Annotated in this window: 14 protein-coding genes; 13 read left to right on the forward strand and 1 reads right to left on the reverse strand. The window is 63.3% G+C overall.

The window, feature by feature from the left end:
• Window positions 1-4 precede the first annotated feature (4 nt).
• The 12 genes from EYW45_RS04955 to EYW45_RS05010 all read left to right on the forward strand — a co-directional run bounded on the left by EYW45_RS04955 (window position 5) and on the right by EYW45_RS05010 (window position 17,265).
• The gene (locus tag EYW45_RS04955; protein WP_161134245.1) at window positions 5-520 is read left to right on the forward strand and encodes a sigma-70 family RNA polymerase sigma factor; all 516 of its coding nucleotides are present in this window, start codon (window positions 5-7) and stop codon (window positions 518-520) included.
• On the forward strand, window positions 517-1,494 hold the full coding sequence (locus tag EYW45_RS04960; protein WP_161134246.1) for a FecR domain-containing protein: 978 nt from the start codon (window positions 517-519) through the stop codon (window positions 1,492-1,494). Before EYW45_RS04955 ends, EYW45_RS04960 begins: the two co-directional genes overlap by 4 nt.
• Window positions 1,495-1,579: 85 nt before the next feature.
• Entirely contained in the window at window positions 1,580-3,994 is a 2,415-nt protein-coding gene (locus EYW45_RS04965; RefSeq protein ID WP_161134247.1) for a TonB-dependent siderophore receptor, read from the forward strand.
• Window positions 3,995-4,004: 10 nt separating this feature from the next.
• A complete protein-coding gene (locus EYW45_RS04970) occupies window positions 4,005-4,340 on the forward strand; it encodes a hypothetical protein (protein ID WP_161134248.1) in 336 nt (111 codons plus the stop codon).
• Window positions 4,337-5,005: a PepSY-associated TM helix domain-containing protein gene (locus EYW45_RS04975; protein ID WP_161134249.1), complete on the forward strand. Its 669-nt coding sequence runs from the start codon at window positions 4,337-4,339 to the stop codon at window positions 5,003-5,005. The genes EYW45_RS04970 and EYW45_RS04975 overlap by 4 nt, the downstream gene beginning before the upstream one ends.
• A 421-nt stretch (window positions 5,006-5,426) precedes the next feature.
• The gene (locus tag EYW45_RS04980; protein WP_161134250.1) at window positions 5,427-10,646 is read left to right on the forward strand and encodes an autotransporter outer membrane beta-barrel domain-containing protein; all 5,220 of its coding nucleotides are present in this window, start codon (window positions 5,427-5,429) and stop codon (window positions 10,644-10,646) included.
• 154 nt (window positions 10,647-10,800) lie between these two features.
• Complete coding sequence (locus tag EYW45_RS04985; RefSeq protein ID WP_161134251.1) at window positions 10,801-11,736, forward strand: LysR substrate-binding domain-containing protein; 936 nt, start codon at window positions 10,801-10,803, stop codon at window positions 11,734-11,736.
• Between the two features lie 255 nt (window positions 11,737-11,991).
• Window positions 11,992-12,984 carry an N-carbamoyl-D-amino-acid hydrolase gene (locus EYW45_RS04990; protein WP_161134252.1) on the forward strand — a complete coding sequence of 331 codons (993 nt, stop codon included), beginning with the start codon at window positions 11,992-11,994 and terminating at the stop codon, window positions 12,982-12,984.
• Window positions 12,985-12,996: 12 nt separating this feature from the next.
• Window positions 12,997-14,064 carry a threonine ammonia-lyase gene (locus EYW45_RS04995; RefSeq protein WP_328703594.1) on the forward strand — a complete coding sequence of 356 codons (1,068 nt, stop codon included), beginning with the start codon at window positions 12,997-12,999 and terminating at the stop codon, window positions 14,062-14,064.
• Between the two features lie 55 nt (window positions 14,065-14,119).
• Complete coding sequence (locus EYW45_RS05000) at window positions 14,120-15,109, forward strand: Bug family tripartite tricarboxylate transporter substrate binding protein (RefSeq protein ID WP_235938850.1); 990 nt, start codon at window positions 14,120-14,122, stop codon at window positions 15,107-15,109.
• Between the two features lie 13 nt (window positions 15,110-15,122).
• Window positions 15,123-16,583 (forward strand): N-acyl-D-amino-acid deacylase family protein, encoded by a 1,461-nt coding sequence (locus EYW45_RS05005; protein WP_161134253.1) that lies wholly within the window; start codon window positions 15,123-15,125, stop codon window positions 16,581-16,583.
• Between the two features lie 172 nt (window positions 16,584-16,755).
• Entirely contained in the window at window positions 16,756-17,265 is a 510-nt protein-coding gene (locus EYW45_RS05010) for a DUF1993 domain-containing protein (protein WP_161134254.1), read from the forward strand.
• Here the strand turns inward: EYW45_RS05010 and EYW45_RS05015 are convergent.
• The gene (locus tag EYW45_RS05015) at window positions 17,259-18,194 is read right to left on the reverse strand and encodes a LysR substrate-binding domain-containing protein (RefSeq protein WP_161134255.1); all 936 of its coding nucleotides are present in this window, start codon (window positions 18,192-18,194) and stop codon (window positions 17,259-17,261) included. The genes EYW45_RS05010 and EYW45_RS05015 overlap by 7 nt on opposite strands.
• A 145-nt stretch (window positions 18,195-18,339) precedes the next feature.
• On the opposite strand from EYW45_RS05015, the gene EYW45_RS05020 reads away from it, so the two are divergent.
• A complete protein-coding gene (locus tag EYW45_RS05020; protein WP_161134256.1) occupies window positions 18,340-19,899 on the forward strand; it encodes a class I adenylate-forming enzyme family protein in 1,560 nt (519 codons plus the stop codon).
• Window positions 19,900-19,951: the final 52 nt, after the last annotated feature.

Here is a 19,951-nt window from a genome sequence, read left to right on the forward strand (position 1 = left end):
CGCTGTGCACACAGCCGATCTGTCCGCTTCGGACGCGATCACCTCGCTCTACCGTTCTCACCATCCTTGGCTACAGACATGGTTGCGGCGCAAGCTGAAAAACGACCAGGAAGCGGCCGACCTGGCGCAGGATACGTTCGTGCGTTTAATGCTATCCAAGGATGCATTGCAACTGCATGAACCGCGCGCGTTTCTGGTGCGCATCGCGCACGGCCTGGTGGTGAACTATTGGCGGCGGTTGACGTTGGAGCGCGCCTACCTCGAGGCGCTGGCGGCAGCGCCGCCCAACGTGGCACCTTCGCCTGAGCAGCGTGCGCTGGTGATGGAAGCGCTGCTCGAGATCGACGCCATGCTGCATCGCATGCCAACGAAAGTACGCGAAGCCTTTCTGCTGGCGCAGCTCTCGGGCTTCACTTATGCGGAGATCGGTGTGCGCCTGGGCGTATCGGAACGCATGGTCAAGAAGTACATGGCGCAAGCGATGTTTCACTGCTTGCTGGTGGCGGGCAGTTACGCATGACGGCCTTGCACGGACCTCATGCGCGCCGCGCGGCCGATCAGGATGTGCAAGTGTTGCAGGCGGCGGCGCACTGGTTTGCCACGCTGCGCGAAGGCGCCGACGCGAACGTTTCGGCCCAATGGCAATCGTGGTTGATGGCCTCGGACGCGCATCGTCAGGCGTGGGACTCGGTGGTCGCGATCAGTGCGCGGTTCGAGGCGCTGGACGGGCAGCCGGTACGCGAAACACTCGATGTGGCGGGACAACGGCGCCGTCGTGGCCTGAAAACCCTGGTGGGATTGACAGGCGCAATCGGGTTGGGCACAACCGTGGCATGGCACCCGGCGAGCCGCCGCCAGTTTGCGCAGATGCATACCGGCGTCGGGGAGACGCGCCGTATCAGTCTGGACGACGACTCGCAGCTTTGGCTCAACACCGCCAGCGCCGTCAACGTGCGCTTTGGTGCCGAACGTCGCGCCGTCGAGCTGGTCGAGGGCGAAGTGTTGATTCAGACGCATACCGACATCCGGGTTCCCCCGCGTCCTTTTGTGGTCGATCTGCCGTATGCGCGTCTGCGCGCGGTCGGGACGCGTTTCAGCGTATGGCGTGAGGCCTCACGCGCTCGGCTCGATGTGTACGACGGCGCGGTGGACATTCGGCCGCGCGACGCGGCCACCCCGCAAGTGGTGCCTGCCGGGATGCATGCCTGGTTCGACGCAGGGGGTGTCGGGACGCTTGCCCCCACCGACGACAACCGCACCGCCTGGGTGCACCGGCAATTGGTCGCCGACAATCAGCCGCTCGCCGCTTTTGTGACGGCACTCAGCCGGTACCGGCACGGCTACATCGTCTGTGCACCGGAGGTGGCGGGCCTGCGGCTGGTAGGCGTATATCCCCTGGACGATACCGACCGCATCCTCAATGCCCTGCAAAGCACGCTGCCGGTACGGGTGCGGCGCATCCTGCCTTGGTGGATTCGGATCGAAGCGGCTTGATATTTTGTAACAGCAGTTCCCTTTCTCGCGATTGGATTGGCAAACGAGACAACTGCTTATCGCGATCTCTCCGGAAAGGAATGTCATGTCGCTCTTCACCTCGCCGCCAGGCCGCCGCACGCCCGTTTTGGTGCTTGCGCTCGCGGCCACTTTCGCTCACTTCCCCGGCACCGCCCAGCCCGTCACGTCGTCCACGCGTGCCGGCGGCTATGACGTCGCGCCGGGCCCGCTCGGTCAGGCGCTCCGGCAATTCGCCAGCCAGGCGGGGGTGTTGCTTTCGCTGGATGCACGGCTGGCCGAAGGCCGGCAAAGTTCAGGCATTCGAGGCGAGACGAGCGTCGAACAAGGCTTTCGGCAGATCCTGAACGGTACGGGTTTGATCGTTCAGCGGCAGGAGGGCGGCGTCTACACCGTGGTGCCTGCGCCGCGAACCGACACGGCCACACAATTGGAAGCCGTCACCGTGCTGGGTGCCGCCACCAGCGATGCCTATCAACCCGAACCGACGGCGTCGATCGCGCGGTCGTCCACGCCGGTGCTGGATCAACCGCAGGCCATCAACGTCGTGCCGGCGCAGGTCATTCGAGATCAACGGCCGCGTAACCTGGACGACGCGCTGGTCAACGTCAGCGGCATCACGCAAGGCAATACTTTGGCGGGGACGCAAGACACGTTGATGAAGCGGGGATTTGGCGCGAATCGCGACGGTTCGATCATGCACAACGGCATGCCGCTGGTGCAAGGGCGGGGGCTCAACGCTGCGGCCGAAACCGTTGAAGTGCTCAAGGGACCGTCGTCGCTCCTCTACGGCATCATGGATCCTGGCGGCGTGATCAACGTGGTGAGCAAGCGGCCGCTGCTCACGCAGTACAACGCGATTACCGCCACCGGCTCGACCTACGGGGCGGGGCGCAACGGCGCTGGCGGCACGCTCGACACGACCGGTCCGATCGGAGCGTCCGGCGTGGCGTATCGCCTCATTGTCGATGACGTGCATGAAGACTACTGGCGCAATTTCGGCCGGCGGCGCGATACGTTGATTGCGCCTTCGCTGGCCTGGTACGGCACCGATACGCAAGTGGTGGCGTCTTATGAGCATCGCGATTTTCGCTACCCCTTCGATCGCGGCACGGCGCTCGACCCGCGCACCGGCCGTGCATTGGATATTCCGGCGCGTCGGCGTCTGGACGAGCCCTATAACGATATGCAGGGCAGCTCGGAACTGGCGCAGCTGACATTGGATCACGCGTTCAATACGCGCTGGAAAGCGCATGCCGGCTATAGCTATAACCAGGAAAACTACGATGCCAATCAGTTGCGCATCACCGGCGTGAATACTGCGCGCGGTACGCTTGCGCGTAGCAATGACGGCACCCGCGGCGCCCTGAGCACCGATCACTACGGCATCGCCTATCTCGAAGGTAATGTAGACGTGGCCGGCATGCGTCACGACGTGCAGTTCGGGGGCGATTACGAGCGTCGAAAAATCTATCGCGCAGATCTCATTCGCCAGGCAACGCAGACCACGTTCAGTTATCTGAATCCGGTGTATGGGCTGGAGAACCCCGGCACCACGGTGTCGGCGAGCGATAGCGATCAAACGGACAACCTCACTGCGACCTCGTTTTTTCTGCAGGATTCGCTGCATCTGACCGACAAATGGATTCTCGTGGGCGGACTGCGCTACCAGCACTACGAGCAGATCGCCGGCCGCGGCCGGCCGTTCCGGGCCAACACCGATATCTCGGGCGACAAGTGGTTGCCGCGCGCGGGGCTCGTCTATAAGTTGAACGATACGGTATCCATGTACGGCAGCTATACCGAGTCGCTGAAACCGACGTCGACGATTGCGCCGCTTGCCAGCGGTGTCGTGATCGATTCGGGCGTGGCACCGGAGCTGGCGAAGTCGTGGGAGGTGGGGCTGAAGTGGGACATGCCGGGCCAGATGACCGGCACGTTGGCGTTCTTCGACATCCGCAAACGCAATGTGCTCGTGTCGCAGTACAACGACGTCACCAAACTCACCGACTGGCGCACCGCGGGCGCCGCGCGCTCGCGCGGTATCGAGTTGGATGTGAGCGGGAAGCTGGCCGATCGCTGGGACGTGATCGCCAACTATGCCTATATCGATGCGCGCACGACCGACGATCCGCTCTATCGCGGCAATCGCCTGTGGAACGTGGCGCAGCATGCCGGCGGCGTGGCTTTGGTCTACAACGTGGGGCCGGTATTCGGCAACGGCCGCCTGCGTGTGGGTGGCGGCGCGCACTATGTGGGCACGCGGCCGGGCGATTCGGCCAATACCTTCGCTTTACCTGCCTACACCGTGGCCAATGCATTCGCGACGTACGAGACCAAGATCGCAAGCCGCAATGTGCAATTCCAGTTGAACGTAAACAACCTGTTCGACCGCACCTACTATCCCTCGAGCGCCAATCAATACTTTCTCGCGATGGGCGATGGCCGTCAGGTCGTTCTGAGCACGCGCGTCGAATTCTAGGAGACGCGCGATGCTTCATTTCAATACCTTGCGCGTGTTGACGCGGATGTGGCTAACAGTGGCTGGCGCATTGACGGCATGTTCGGCCTTTGGCGCCGAACCGGCTGCACCGGCGCCGCCGGTGGACCCGCTCGTTCGCAGCCGCGACGCCGTGGTGCTGTCGGGTTCAGGGCACAGTTGGGGGTTCGGCGCGTTGTCGCCCAACGCGCAAACGGTGTTCGTCGCACGGCGGGAGAACGGTTTGACCGTGTTCGACGTGGTTCATCAACGTGCGCAGCCGCCCATCGCAGGCACCGAGGGTGCCAATGCCGTGGTCACGCTGCGCCTGCGCGAGGTGCGGCCATGACGCGCGATCGGGCGCCACGGCCGGCCAAACCTGCGGCGCGCCGAGGCGTCTATCTCAAAACCCTGCGCCGCGTGCACGGATGGCTGGGCTTGTGGGGCGCCGTGCTCGGCATGCTCTTCGGCTTGAGCGGCATCGTGCAGAATCACCGTGCGGTGCTGAAGCTCGACATGCCTGGCCCTCAGGTGGACACCCTTCAATTGCAGTCGCCTGCCGATCTACCGCGCACACCCGAGGCGGTGGCGGCCTGGATGCAGCGCGAACTCGGGCTGACGGTTGCGGCGGAACGCGTTCGGCAGGAACGTGCGCAAACGGTGGTTTGGGGCGACGTGACGGCTACGCAGCCGGCCCGGTGGCTATTGCTTTACCGCACCCCAGCCTACATCGTGCAAGCCGAATTCTGGCCCGGTTCAGGCATGGCGACGGCCAAGCGCAGCACGTCGAGCTGGTGGGGTGTCGTGCAGAATTTCCATCGCGCCAACGGCGTGGGGATTGCCTGGGTACTGCTTTCCGACACGATCGCCGGAAGCCTGATTGCGCTGTCGATTACCGGCTTATTGCTTTGGACCGAAATGGAGCGCCGCAAGCTGATCGGTCTCACGATCTTTGCGGTTGCAGCCACGGTCGCGGTGGCAGCGATCGTCGCAACGTACACCGGCGCGTTCTAGCGTCGTGTTCGCCGCCGGGGGGCGATTCGCCGGCGATCCTGCGCATGGATCTGTCGCAAATTGACGACTATCCCCCGTTCAGGCGTCGCATCCCCGGCTCAGCCAGGGTGATGAGCGCGAGCGCCGGGGCTTAAGCCACGGGACCTAATACCTTCGTCTGCTTCGGCTCGGCTGCTCTGCCGGATTTGAAAAATATGCACGCCGGTCGCCCCGTGACACGCCGAAATCACCGGCGTTTTTTACAACTGCGAAAGCGTTGTGCCCCATCCCTCCCCGGTTATCTCGTCTGTTCGCCCTAGAGCGAATCGGTAATTGGCCCTGTTCAGATTAACGCCAATGATGCAGCCAATCCCCGCTGCGTCCGAAAGGCGTGCGTCACGTGGCAAGCATTGTTTGCCGTTCGACTTGATCAGGTCCCGTCATGAATCAGCTATACAGAGTTCTCTGGAACACCGCTCGACAACAATACGTCGTCACGTCGGAGCTGGCGCGAGGCCGCGGCAAGTCGTCATCGACCTCCACCGCAGGCGCCACGGCCAGTCTAAGCACAACGTCGGGTGCCGTGCGAACGGGCCTGTCCGCGCTCTCCCGGGCATTGGTCATCGTTGGATTGTGCGCACCGGGATTAGTCCTGGCGTCGACCTGCGCGACGGGCACCGGTACCGAGTCCACCCCGGCGGGTGGCGCGTGCACCATCGGCGACTACGACACGCCGATCAACCAGAATGGCGTAGGCGGGGCGGTCATTACCGCCGGCGACAACGTGACGTTGCGCGGCATGGGCAACTACGGCTCGGGCTACACCGGCAACACCACTGTGCCGGCAAGCAGCCTCACGGCGGTGTCGGGGTCGTTCAATTCGAATGAGTTGGTGATCGGATCGCAGACCACGGCAGTCGCGCAGCGCAACGCCGCGACCGGTACCAACGTGATTTACCAAACGTTCGACTCGCGTGCCTTTGCCGATCGCAGCAACGCCGACAAAACCTTCAATCAGTTCAGCGACGTGAACGGCGACCAGTACATCAACGCGTCGTTCGGCAAGGTCGAGGCCAGCGGTGGCACGTTGAACGTGAACCTGGGCAACACGCCGACGGCGGCACCGTCGAGCAATTCCATCATGATGACGGCCAAGCAGACGTATCTCACTTCTGCCGACGGCACGGGCAGCGCCAACAGCACCGTGAATTGGCAGTCGCGCAACGCCATCAACCTGGGCATCGATCCCGGTTTGCCGACGCCCGACGTCAACGGCAATCTGCTGGTTGAAATCCCCGTCACCACCTACGCCGGCACCGTGGCGTTCAATGGTACGAACTACGCCGTGAACAACGCCAGCCAATTGGCGGCGTACAACGACGTGCTGGTCGCGGCACTGCGCAATGGTCAGTTGACCTCGCAGCAGGCCTACAACGACGCCTTCAATAGTGCCTTCTCTACCCGGCTTGAAGCCGTCACGTACGCCACCAACACCACCGCAGGCGACTTCACGCGTATCCCGAACGGCGATCGCTACGCGATCCTGGCGCAAGGGGCACGCGCCTCGGCCACGATCGGCACCGGTGCGCAGATCGATATCGAACGCGCCTCGGGTGCCGTGAAAGCGACCAACGGCGCCCTCGTCACCAACAACGGCACGCTGTCGGGCAATGTGATCACGCAGGTCGCGCAAATCGAAAGCGGCTCACGCTTTGTGAACAGCGCGTCCGGCGTCGTGTCGTCCGGCTATCTCGCGGGCGACAAGCTCAACACCGCGACGGCCACGCCGTTCTACTACACCGGTTCGGGCGTGATGGCCACGGGCGCGGGCACCACGGTGCAGAACAGCGGCGTCATCAACACCGCCGGCTTCGGCTATCTGTACAACACGTCGACCGGCCTGGGCCTGGCCAACGGCGCGTCGGGCAATAACAACGGCAACATCAACGTGGGCGTGAACCCGGACTACGTGACCGACGTGATCGGCGTCAACGTGAGCGGCGGCAGTTCGTTCGTCAACGCGGCCGACGGCACGATCTACATCGGCCGCGCAGCGCAATACTCGCTGTCGGATCCGAGCGTTGAGGTCAGCACGTTTGCGCCGACCTATGGCGTGCGCATCATGGACACGGGCGATTCGGCGGTCAATGCAGGTCAGATCACCATCGGCTCGAAAACGCAGAATGCCGTCGCCATGTACTCCACGGCGCCGCAACAGTCCCTGCTGCTCAATAGCGGCACGATCGACATCAATGGCGCTGCGGGCGGCACGCCGTTGGCCAACATCGGCATTCTGGCCGACGACAATGGTGCGGCCGGCACGGGCGCGATCGCCCGCAATGCCGGCACGATCAATGTCAACGGCATCAATGGCGTGGGCATCAAGGTCAACGCCAACCCGAACGCACAAGCCAACGCCGAATCGACGGGCACGATCAACGTCAACGGCACTGCCGATCCGGCGAGCGGCACGCGCAACTTCGGCGTGTGGGTCGATGGTGCGGGCGCGGTGGCCAATATCGGCGGTGGCTTGAACCTCGTGGGCAAGGGCGCCATCGGCGCATTTGCTCAAGACGGCGGCACCATCAATATCGCCAATGGCGCCGAGCCGAAGTTCCTCTCGAGCTCGGATCAGATCGGCGCATATGCGTCGGGCGCAGGATCGACCATCAATGTGGCGGCGAATGCGCTGGACGTCAGTACGGCACGTTCGACGATGTTCCGCGTGGCCGATGGCGCCACCTTCAACGGTGCAGCATCGAGCTTGACCGTTTCGGGTGAAGATGCCCGTGGTGTGGTGGGTACGGGCTTGGGCACGACGGTGTCGACCGGTGCCTCGGCTTACACCGTGACGGGTGTGACAGGCGCCAACGGCGGGCCTGTTGCGATCGCCATCGAAGGCGGCGCCAGCGGCACGATCGAAGCGGCGTCCAGTGTGCGCTTGAACAGCACTGGGGCGATTGCCGGCATCGTCGACGGCCAGGCGTTCGACATCACCGGCGCGGCCGTGGGCATGCCGTTGTCGACCACGTTGACCAATAACGCGGTGATTCAATCGTCCACGCCCGGTACCACAGGCTTCATCGCACGCAATCGCGGCACGCTGGTCAACAACAACACGGTGGCGCTCACCGGCGCCGGATCGACCGGCGTGATCGTGGGCTCGGAAGGCACCGTGCGCAACACGGGCACGATTTCGGTCGCCAATGGCAACGGCGCGCTGGTCCAGGGCGCGCGTGCGAACCTGATCAACGACGGCACGATCCAGGCGGCCGACGGCATTGCGGCCGTGCATTTGACGGGCCCCGGCGCATCGGTCGCGTTCTCGGGTGCGGGTTTGATTGACGCTGGCGGCACCGCCGACGGCATCCTGATCGACAGCACCGCCGTCGGCGGCAGCGTCACGGGGACCGCCGGCAACATCGTGATCAATGGCACCGGTATCGCCTTGAACAACCAGGCCGCAGGCGCCACGATCAACGTGACCAACACCACCGTGACCGCCAACGGCGCGGGCGCGGCCGGCATCAGTTCGCTGGGCGCCAATGGCAACATCGACATCACCGGCGGCACGATCAACGCCACCGGCGCCAATGGCGTCGGTGTGTTGGTGGGCAGCGCAGGCACGTTGACGATGTCCAATGCATCGATCAACACGTCGGGCAACTTCTCGCGCGGCGTGGTGCTCGATAGCGGCGCGACGGCTTCGTTGATGGGCGGTGAAGTCACCTCGAACGGGACCGGTTCTTCAGCCCTGTTCGTGACCGGCCCCACGGGTGCCGCCACCGTCACCGGAACGTCGCTCACCAGTAGCGCCGGCGTGGGCGCCACCTCGAATGCGGGCGGCGCAATTGCCTTGAACGGGACGCGCATCAACGCGGCCAGCAGCGCCGTCGCCATTACCGATACGGTGGGCAGCGGCAACCTGGCCACGGTGTCGGTCAATGGCGGTACGCTCAACGCGCAAGCGGGCAACGCGATCGACGTGAACGGCGCCCGCGCCAATATCGACATCAGCAACGGTGCGCAGTTGACGGCATCGACCGGCACGCTGCTCAATTTCAGCAACGGCGCGCAGGCCAATGTCAACGTCGACAATACGCAGCTCGTGGGCAACCTGATCGCCGATGCCAGCAGCACCGGTGTGGTGAACCTGCGCCGTGGCACGTCGTTGACGGGCTTCATCGATCCGGTATCGTTGAACATCGACAACACCAGTTCGTGGAACGTGACCGCCAGTTCCTTGCTCGACAATCTGAGCAATGCCGGTACGGTTGCATTCGTCGCACCGTCGGCCAATCCGGCGTTGGCATCGAGCTACAAGACGATCACCGCCACCAACTATGTGGGCAACAACGGCACGATCGCGCTCAATACGTTTCTGGGAACCGATAACTCGCCCACCGATCGCCTGATCATCAACGGCGGCACCGCCACCGGCAGCACTGGCCTGAAGGTGAACAACACCGGCGGCATGGGTGGGTTGACGACCGGCAACGGGATCAACGTCGTGCAGACGACCAATGGCGGCACGACGGCCGCGAATGCGTTCCGTCTGGCGGCACCCGTGCAGGCCGGCGCCTACGAATACTTGCTGTATCGCGGCGGCAGCGACAGCGCCGACAATTACTACCTGCGTTCGTCCTTGGGCGACGCGACCACCCCGGGCGGCGGCACGTCGCCGTCCGCACCGGTGGCGTATCGTCCCGGCGTCGCCGGCTATGTGATGACGCCGACGTTGAACCTGGATTATGGCTTCGCGAATCTGGGCCGACTGCAAGAGCGTGTGGGCGACATCGCCAGCACGGAGCTCAAGCAGAAGGGCAATACCGACGGCGTGTGGGGCCGTATCGGCGGATCGGGCTTGCAAGCCGATGCCGGCCGGTTCTCGGTGCATCAACAAACGTTCTTCATGCAGTTCGGCAAGGATTGGACCCTGTCGCAGGCACCCGACGGCGGCAGCACGCATGCCGGCGTGACGGCGAGCCTGAGCACCTCGGACGCGAAATTCCGCGACGATCTGCGCGACCTGAACATGAACCTGTCGAACAACGTGGGCAAGGTGAATACGCAGGCGCAGAGCTTGGGCGGTTACTACACCAAGTACGCGAAGGACGGCAGCTACTGGGATTCGGTGGCGCAGGTCACCCACTACCGCAACAAGTACAGCGATGTGTACGGCGGTGGCGATACGCAAAACGGCGCCGGCATCGCGCTGTCGCAGGAAGTGGGCAAGCCCTTCGCGTTGGGCAGCACCATGGCGATCGAGCCGCAGGCGCAGTTGGTGTACCAATACCTGAAACTCAGCCGCTTCAACGATGGCGTCTCGGATGTGTCGGGTGCCAGCGACAACGCGTTGCGCGGCCGCTTGGGCGTGCGACTGTTTGCGCCGAGTCTGGACAACACCGATCGCACCGGTGCAGGTACGCCTTACGTCACGCTGGATGTCTTGCATGATTTCGTGTCGCCGCGCAGCGTACGGGTCGACGGCGCCAACATCAGCCCGGACTTCGGCCGCACGTGGGGTGAAGTGGGCGTAGGCATCAGTTCAAGTATCGGCAAGGGTGGGCAGCTCTATGCCGTCACGAAGCTGTCCAAGAACCTGGGCGGTGAAGACCGTCGCGGCGTCTTCGGGCAGGTGGGGTACCGCTACAGCTGGTAAGGGTGCGGGAAGGCGGTACCTTGACGCGGGCCTTCGGGTCCGCGTCATTTTTTTGTGGCTCCGATGCAAGGCAGGGGGCGATCGCAGATAATGGGATCCAAGCCCCTTCACTGCGGGTGGCGGGTCATGCAACTGAACCCGCCGCCGCCACGCCATGCTGAACCTGCGCCAGATCGAAGTCTTTCACGCCATCATGACCACCGGCTCCTTGAGCGAGGCGGGACGGGTGCTGTGCGTGTCGCAGCCGGCCATCAGCCGGGTGCTGGCCAGCGCCGAGAATCGCTTGAAGTTTTTGTTGTTCGAACGCGTGAAAGGGCGCTTGCAACCCACGCCCGAAGCGCGATTGCTCTTTGCCGAAGCGATCGAGATCCAGGAGGGTGTGAAGCGCTTCAACATTCTCGCGCAGCGCATGACCGAAGGCATGGTCGGCCAGTTGAGCATCGTCTCCAGCCCAACCTATAGCGAATGGCTCGTGCCGCGCACCATCGGCCGCTTTCGCGCGCGGCACCCCGATGTGCAGATCAAATACCGGTCACTTTCCTACGATCTGATCGTGGCGCAGGTGCTGTTGGGTCATGCCGATCTGGGCATTCTTTCTACCGAGCCCACGCAGGGCGGTAGTCTCGCCGCCAAGGAGATCGGGCAGAGCGAAGTCGTATGCGCGCTGCCGGTGGGTCACGCCTTGGCGCAGCATGCCGTGATTGCGCCCGGCGATCTGGTGGGGCACACCTTCATCGGCTTCAATCCGAATTCGCCGTATGGGCAATTGACCAACGATTTTCTGAAGCTGAGCGCCGGCCCGCGCATTCCCGATATCGAAGCCACCTCCACCCCTGAAGCGGTGGCATTGGTGCGCCAGGGGGTAGGCGTGGCGCTGATCGATCCGTATGGGCTGCCGCCCGGTCCGCTGGATGACATCGTGCTCAAACGCATCGATCCTGCACCCACGCACAAGATCTACGTGGTGCATGCGCGCACGCAGCCGTTGTCCAATCTCGCCAAAGGCTTCATGGCAACGTTGCGTCATGTGCTCCAGAACGACCATTCACCGTTGGACGCCATGATCCCGCGCGTTCCAGGTCGGGGTTAACCCGGAAGTGCGTTGCGGATCGTCGAAATCGTGGCGGTCGCAACGATCACTGTTTGAGGGGTATCCCCCACATCGTGTTATCGACAAGGGCGACATGCCCGAGTCATCACACCTGTAAAACCAATATAAAACAATGTATTAGCGCGTTCTTCCCGATTGTTGCGATGCATCGTCACCGCGCAGCTGACGCGATTTACGCGCGCCCACGCGCGCGGCATGATCCTGGCTTGTCTCCTCTCTTGCAGGCTGTCGATCATGTCCAGAAACATCACCGTTGCGGCGGCCCAGCTCGGGCCCATTCAAAAAGCGGAAGGCCGCGATGTGGCGGTGGGCCGCATGGTGCGCTTGCTGGAGCACGCGCATCGGCGCGGTGCACAAGTGGTGGTGTTTCCCGAACTCGCGCTGACGACGTTCTTTCCGCGCTGGTATCACGAAGACCGCGCCGAGGCCGATCGCTGGTTTGAGGAAACGCTGCCGTCGCCCGCGACTCAACCGCTGTTCGATGCGATCCGCAAATACGGCATCACGATTCAACTGGGCTACGGCGAGATCGCCAATGAGGCGGACGATACCGGCGTGGTGCGGCGGCGTCACTTCAATACCTCGGTAGTGATTGCGCCATCTGGCGACATCATCCTCAAGTACCGCAAGGTGCACTTGCCGGGGCATGTGGAATACGCACCCACGCGCACGGTGCAGCATCTGGAAAAGCGTTATTTCGAAGTAGGCAATCTGGGCTTCCCGGTGGTGCGTGCGCCGGCCGGCGATCTGGATGGCGTAAACATGGGCATGCTGATCTGCAACGATCGGCGGTGGCCCGAGGCGTGGCGGGTGCTGGGTTTGCAGCAAGTGGAGCTCGTCATGCTCGGCTACAACACGCCCAGCCTGAACATGGAAAACCGCGGCTTCGAAGCGCATCACCTGCGCGTGATTCACTCACAGTTGTCGATTCAGGCGGGTTGCTATCAAAACAGCTGCTTCGCTGTAGCGGTAGCCAAGGCCGGTACCGAAGACGGTCATGAGCTGTTCGGCCATTCGGTCATCGTCAATCCTCAGGGCGAGATCATGGCGCAGGCCACGAGCTGGAGCGATGAACTCATCGTTGCCGATTGCGACCTGGATATGTGCCAGCTTGGGCGATCGACGATCTTCAACTTCGAGGCGCACCGCCGCGTCGAGGCTTACCGCCGCATCACCGAGCAAACGGGCAGCGTGGCGCCGCCCGTGTGGACACCGCCTGCAGCATAAGGGCACACGCTCATGTCACACGTCTCTCAATCGCCGTCCGAAGTCTTGCCGCGGCGCGCGCCGCCGCTCACGATCGAGCACGAAATGCTGGGCGCGATGCGCGTGCCCGTTTTCGCGGACGTCGAACGCGCCGCCCTGGCCATCGCTTCGCACGTGCGTCATACCCCGTTGTTGCGCAGCCCGGTGCTCGATGCGCTGGTGGGCGCGCCGGTGTATCTCAAGGCCGAGTGCCTGCAGATCACCGGATCGTTCAAGGCCCGCGGCGCCTTCAATGCGCTGCTGGCGCTGTCGCCCGAACAACGCAAGCGCGGCGTGGTCGCCTACTCGACGGGCAATCACGGTCAAGCCATTGCGTGGGCGGCGCACCAGTTGGGTGTGGCTGCGACCATCGTGATGCCGGTGGATGCCCCAAAGAACAAGATCGCCAAGGCGCTCAAGCAGGGCGCCCGGGTGGTGCACTACGACCGCACCCGTGAAAGCCGCGAAACGATCGGCATGGCGCTGCTTGCCGAGACCGGCGGCGTGCTCGTGCCGCCAGGCGACCATCCCGACGTGCTCGCCGCGCAAGGCACGGTGGCGCTGGAAGCATTGCGCGCGCTACCCGATGGCGAGGTCGGCGAGCTGGGCACCTTTGCCGCACCGTGCGGTGGCGGCGGATTATCTGCCGGCTGCGGTCTCGTGATCGAGGCGCTGGCGCCGCAGGCCCGCATGATTGCCGTGGAGCCTGCGGGCTTCGACGATACCGTGAGGTCGCTGGCCAGCGGGCGTCGTGAGCACAATGCGCCCGATGCGGTGTCGCTGTGCGACGCGCTGCAAGCCGCCACGCCGGCCGAATTGCCCTACGCCATCAATGGTCGTTTTCTGCAAGCCGCTGTGGCCGTCACGGACGATGAGGTCGCACACGCCATCCGCTTCGCGCTCGAAGAGCTGCGCATGGTGGTGGAGCCCGGTGGGGCCGTGGCGCTGGCGGCATTATTGGCCGGCAAACTGACGCTCAACGGCCGCCCAACGATCATCGTGCTCTCGGGCGGCAATATCGATACCGCTTTACTCGCCAGGATGCTCGACGTCACCGTTTGAAGTGACGCGGCCATTCTGTTTTTTGCTCTACCCATAATCTTCCAAGGTGAAAATCATGTCTTACTCGACCTCCCGCCTGCTGCGGTGGCTCGCAGCGCCCCTGGCCGCCATGCTGATAGGCGTTATCGGCGGCACAGCCGTCGCCGCGTACCCCGAACGTGCCATCACCATCATCGTGCCGTTCAATGCAGGCACCACCCCGGATATCCTTACCCGCATGCTGGCCGACTCGATGTCGCGCGATCTGGGGCAGTCGGTGGTGGTCATGAATCGCGTGGGCGCCTCGGGCATCATCGGCACGCAAGCGGTGATCAATGCGCAGCCGGATGGTTACACGATCGGCTTTGCCAACGCCGCCACCCTGGCGATCAATCAATCGCTCTACAAGAAGCTGTCGTATGACGCCGACACGCAATTGCAGCCGGTGGCCGAAACCGGTTCGGTACAAAACGTGCTGGCGGTGCGCACGGCGCTGGGCGTGAATTCGGTGGCCGAATTGATTGCGTATGCCAAAGCCAATCCCGGCAAGCTGACGGTGGGCTCCGGCGGCAACGGCACCACCGGCCATTTGAGCGCCGAAATGTTCAAGGCCATGGCGGGCGTGTCGATCATGCACGTGCCCTACAAGGGCGGGCTGGAAGCCGATCTGGCCCTGTTGCGCGGCGAAGTCGATCTGGTATTCGAAAACGTCGCATCGATCTTGCCTTACTTGAGCAACCCATCGGTGAAGCCGTTGGCCGTGACGGGCACCGTGCGTGACTTCACATTGCCCGAGCTGCCCACGATGGCCGAATCGGGATTGAAGGGATATCAGGCGGTGGCGTGGACCGGTTTCGTGGCCCCTGCCGCTGTGGACAAGAAGATTGCCGATCGCCTGAACCAGTCGGTCAACAAGGCGCTCGAAACTCCGGAGATCCAGGCGCGCCTGAAGAGCATGGCCATCTCGGTCGAGCCGGCGCCCACCGATGCCTTGTTCAAGCGGGCCGTACGTGAACGTCCGATCTGGGCCGAAGCCGTCAGAAGCTCCGGCGCCGTTGTCGATTGAAGAGAGGAAATAGATGACCGCATTCGATATCGTCGTCAGGCACGGCCTGCTCGTGGATGGCACCGGCGCGCCGCGGCGCCACGCCGACGTGGGCATCGTGGGACGCCGCGTGGCGGCCATCGGTGACCTCTCCGGCGCGGTGGGGGCGATCGAGATCGATGCCACCGGGCGCGTGGTGGCGCCGGGCTTCATCGACGCGCATACGCATGACGACCGCTATCTGATGCTGTCGCCGGAGATGCCGGCCAAATTGAGCCAAGGCGTCACCACGGTAGTCACCGGCAACTGCGGCATCAGTCTCGCGCCGTGGCGCGCCCCTGCCGATGCCACGGTGCCGCCGCCGCTCAACCTCCTGGGGCAGGATCCGGCAGAATTTCGCTTTGCCGATTTCGCAACCTATCTCGCTGCATTGGAAGCGCAGCCGGCAGCCATCAACGCCGCCTGCCTGGTGGGCCACACCACCCTGCGCGTGGCCGCGATGGCAAGCCTGGACCGCACGGCCACCGACGCCGAAATCGCGGCCATGCAGGCGCTCTTGCACGAAGCGATGACGAGTGGCGCCATCGGGCTCTCGACCGGCGCAGCCTATCCCACGGCGATGCCTGCCAGCACCGCCGAGTTGACCGGCGTGGCGAGCGTGCTGCGCCAATTCGATAGCGTGTACGCCACGCATATTCGCGACGAGGGCGACAAGATTTTCGACGCGCTCGACGAAGCCTTTGCCGTGGGCGCGGCGGGTAGTGCGCCCACCGTGATCTCGCATCACAAACTGATCGGGCCGCGCAATCATGGCCGCTCCACCGAAACGCTGGCCCACATCGCGCAGGCCATGACGCGGCAGCCGGTGGGGCTGGACTGCTATCCCTACACTGCAGGCTCTACCATCTTGCGACGCGACCGGCTTGCCGTCGCCAGCCGTGTGATCGTGACGTCTTCGGTGCCGCATCCCGAGTATGCCGGGTTGGATCTGGACGATATCGCAAAGCGCATGGGCCTTTCTCCCGAAGACACTGTGGATGCGCTGCAGCCGGCGGGTGCGATCTACTTCCTGATGGACGAAGCCGATGTGCAACGCATTCTGGCGTATCCGCCCACCATGATCGGGTCGGACGGCTTGCCGCACGACACTGCACCCCATCCGCGTCTATGGGGCACGTTTCCGCGTGTGCTGGGCCACTACTGCCGCGATATCGGGCTCTTTACGCTCGAAGCCGCCGTCCACAAGATGAGCGGCCTCACCGCCGCCACGTTCGGGTTACCTGCGCGTGGCGTGCTCAAGCCCGGTTACTTTGCCGACATCACCATCTTCGATCCCGAGACGATCATGGATCGCGCCACTTGGGGGGCGCCGACGTCGAGATCCGTGGGCATCGATACGGTGATCGTCAATGGTGTGGTGAGCTGGTGCGGCGATGCCGCCACGGGCGCGCGCGCCGGCGCTGTGATCCGGTTGACGGATGACGTGGCAATGTAGAGGGCGCGGTGCAGGCCTGGCGACTTGGGGGCAGACCTGACCCTGACCCTGACCCTGACGTCCAGGCAATTGGCCGCGGCGTGCCTGTCGGATCGAGATGTTTTGCTGTTAGTCTTGGCAGCCGCAAGGGCGCAATTGGCGCCTCGCTTTCAAACACACAGTGAAAATCACCATGACGAATCCCATGTATAGCGCCTCCGTGCCCGTGTTCAAACAAATGCTCACGGCACTTTCCGATGTGCTGAAGAAGGCGGAAGCACACGCCGAAGAGAAGAATATCGACCCCAACGCCTATCTTCAGGCCCGTCTGTTTCCGGACATGTTTCCGCTGGTGCGCCAGGTGCAAGTGGCCGCCGATTTCTCGAAAGGCGTGACCTCGCGTCTGGCGGGTGTGGACGTGCCCAAGTGGGACGATACCGAAACCACGTTCGACGAATTGCAGGCGTTGATCACCAAGGCGTTGGACTATATCGGCGGCTTCCAGCCCGAGCAGTTCGCACAAAGCGAATCGCGCGAGATCGTGCTGCGCCCCAATACGCCGAAGGAAAAGAAGCTGGTGGGTACGGTCTATCTGCACCAATACGGCTTGCCACAGTTCTTTTTCCACGTCACCACCGCCTACGCCATCCTGCGTCACAACGGCGTGGAAATCGGCAAGCGCGATTACATGGGCGCTTACTGAGTCGCGTCCAGTGCAAGTGCGGGATGCGCGCGGGTGAGATAGGCCGCATGCCGCCGCAAGAGCGTCGCGAAGCGATTCGCCGAGGGCAGTAACGGCGCACTTGCGCTACGCAACAATGAGATGTTGTAGCGTGGCAGCGCCTCGGCGATCGCAATCGGCTGTAATTGCGCATTCAGATTGAGGCGCTCGAAGAAAAGCCGAGGAAGGGCGCACAGCAGGTCGGTCGTGATCAGCAGGCTGTGCAAGGTCCACCCTAATTCGCATTGCGCCGCCAACCTTGGCGGTGGCAATGCCTGAGCCCGAAACGCTTCCAGTATCGAGGCGCCAGGGCCTTGCGTGTCAGGGCCCGTCACTATCCAGCCGCAATCGGCCAGTTCGCTCAACGATCGGGCCGATGCCAGCGGATGGCCACGGCGCACCGCCACCACAAGATCGTTCCGAAACAGATCTTCGCTCAGCATATCGCTATCCACACCACCGGCAGGCCGGGCCGTGATCGCAAAGTCGATCTGACCGAAGCGAATGGCCTCGATATGGGTGCGATAAATGCCGCCCACGATGTTGATGCGCACGGAAGGTGCGATGTGATGCAACGCAACCAGCGCATCCGGAATCAGCGTGACCCCTGGTGTGGACGACGCGCCAACGTTAACAGTCGCCTCGATCTTGCCGCGCAATTGTTCGATCTCCTGCTTCGCTTTACGCGCCTCGTTATCGATCGATCTGGCGCGTTGCAGCAGAGCTTGTCCGTAGTCCGTCAGACGCACGCCCCGCGAACCGCGCACCAGTAGCGGTACATGCAATTCATCTTCCAGCAGTGCGATGCTCTTGACGAGCGCGGGCGCGGAGGCACCAAGATGCCGCGCCGCAGCACGCAAACTGCCGTGATCGGCGATGGCAATGAAGTCGCGCAGCTGATTTAGTTTCATGGCGGGCGGTGCGGCGTGCCGGCCTTCGGTGGCAGGTGGCGGGCGTTAGCCAATGGTTAACGATGATCCAGTTTCGGCTACTTTCCAGAACGGTTCAAGCCTTGGAACATGGGCGGCTCGACAACGCTCGCACGTCCCTATCGCCATGACGCTAGACGATCTCGTTTTTCAATCCTTCGGTTCGATGTCGGACTTGATTCGATGGCAGGCGCAGCATCGGCCAGATCGCGTCGCATTGGTGTGCGGCGAGACGCAGATCGACTTCGCGGCGTTCGATCGCCAAGTTGATGGCGTGGCAGCCGCGTTGCAGCGCGATGGCCTGCGCCCCGGCGATGTGGCGGCCATCTGCGCCCATAATGACATCGCCTACATGGCCACAATATTTGGCTGCGTGCGTGCTGGTGTGGCGTTCACGCCGCTTGCACCGTCGGCCACCCCGCAGCATCGGAATGCGATGCTGCACAACGCTGGCGCCAGGGTGTTGTTTTGCGATCGCGACAGCGCGGCAGGTTGGGTGCAATTGTGCGATGGCCTGCCGCACACCATCGCGTTGGATGACAGCGAAGCGGGCACGCCGTGGCGCGACTGGATCGTTGCAGCAGAACCGGCTTCAATCGATCCCCAGCCCGATTGGCCATTCAACCTGATCTACTCGTCAGGCACCACCGGTATGCCCAAAGGCATCGTGCAGCCGTGGCGGATGCGGTGGACGCACGTGCAGCGCGCGCGCAGCAATGGCTACGGTGAAGATGCAGTCACCCTGGCGGCCACCCCGTTGTACTCGAATACGACATTGGTGTCCGCGCTACCCGCGCTTGCGCTGGGCGGCACGGTGGTACTGATGCGTAAGTTCGACGTGCGCGACTATCTTGAGCTCGCACAGCGCTACCGGGCAACGCATTCGATGCTGGTGCCGATTCAATATCAACGCTTGATGGCCTCGCCCGACTTCGATCGTTTCGATCTGAGCGCTTTCCGTGCCAAGTTCAGTACCGGTGCGCCGTTTCATGCCGAATTGAAGGCGGAGGTGGTGCGGCGCTGGCCGGGCGCGTTGATCGAGCTTTATGGCATGACCGAAGGTGGTGGGCGATGTGAATTGCATGCGCATCTTTACCCCAACAAGCTGCATACGGTGGGCAAGCCCATTGAGGGTCACGAGATGCGGTTGATCGATGACGCTGGTGTCGAAGTAGCGCCCGGCGGCACAGGTGAAATCGTGGGGCGATCGCCCGCCATGATGAGCGGCTACCACGGCTTGCCGGAGAAGACGCGCGAAGCGGAATGGTTCGATGCTGCCGGCACGCGATTCATTCGTACTGGCGACGTGGGCCGATTCGACGAGGATGGTTTCTTGATTCTTGGCGACCGCAAAAAGGACATGATCATTTCCGGCGGCTTCAACATCTACCCGAGCGACATCGAAGCGGCGTTGAGCCGGCATCCGGATGTGCAGGAGTGCGCTGTGGTGGGCGTAGCTTCCGAACAGTGGGGGGAGACGCCGTTGGCATTTGTAGTGGCACGCGCCGGAGGGGTCGCGCCTGCTGCGCAGGATCTAAAACGTTGGATCAACGACCGCGTCGGGAAAACGCAGCGCGTGGCCGACGTTCGAATGATCGATGCGTTGCCGCGCAGCCCGATCGGCAAGGTGCTCAAACGTGAACTGCAGCAACAGGTTGCCGCCGCGCTGCCGGCTGACGCAGGTTGATGCATCGGCGGCGCGAAGGCGTCGCCGCGCAGTGTCGTGACGCAATGGCAGT

Origin of the sequence: Schauerella aestuarii, assembly GCF_009866805.1 — a bacterium.
GTDB classification, from domain to species: Bacteria; Pseudomonadota; Gammaproteobacteria; order Burkholderiales; family Burkholderiaceae_B; genus Schauerella; species Schauerella aestuarii.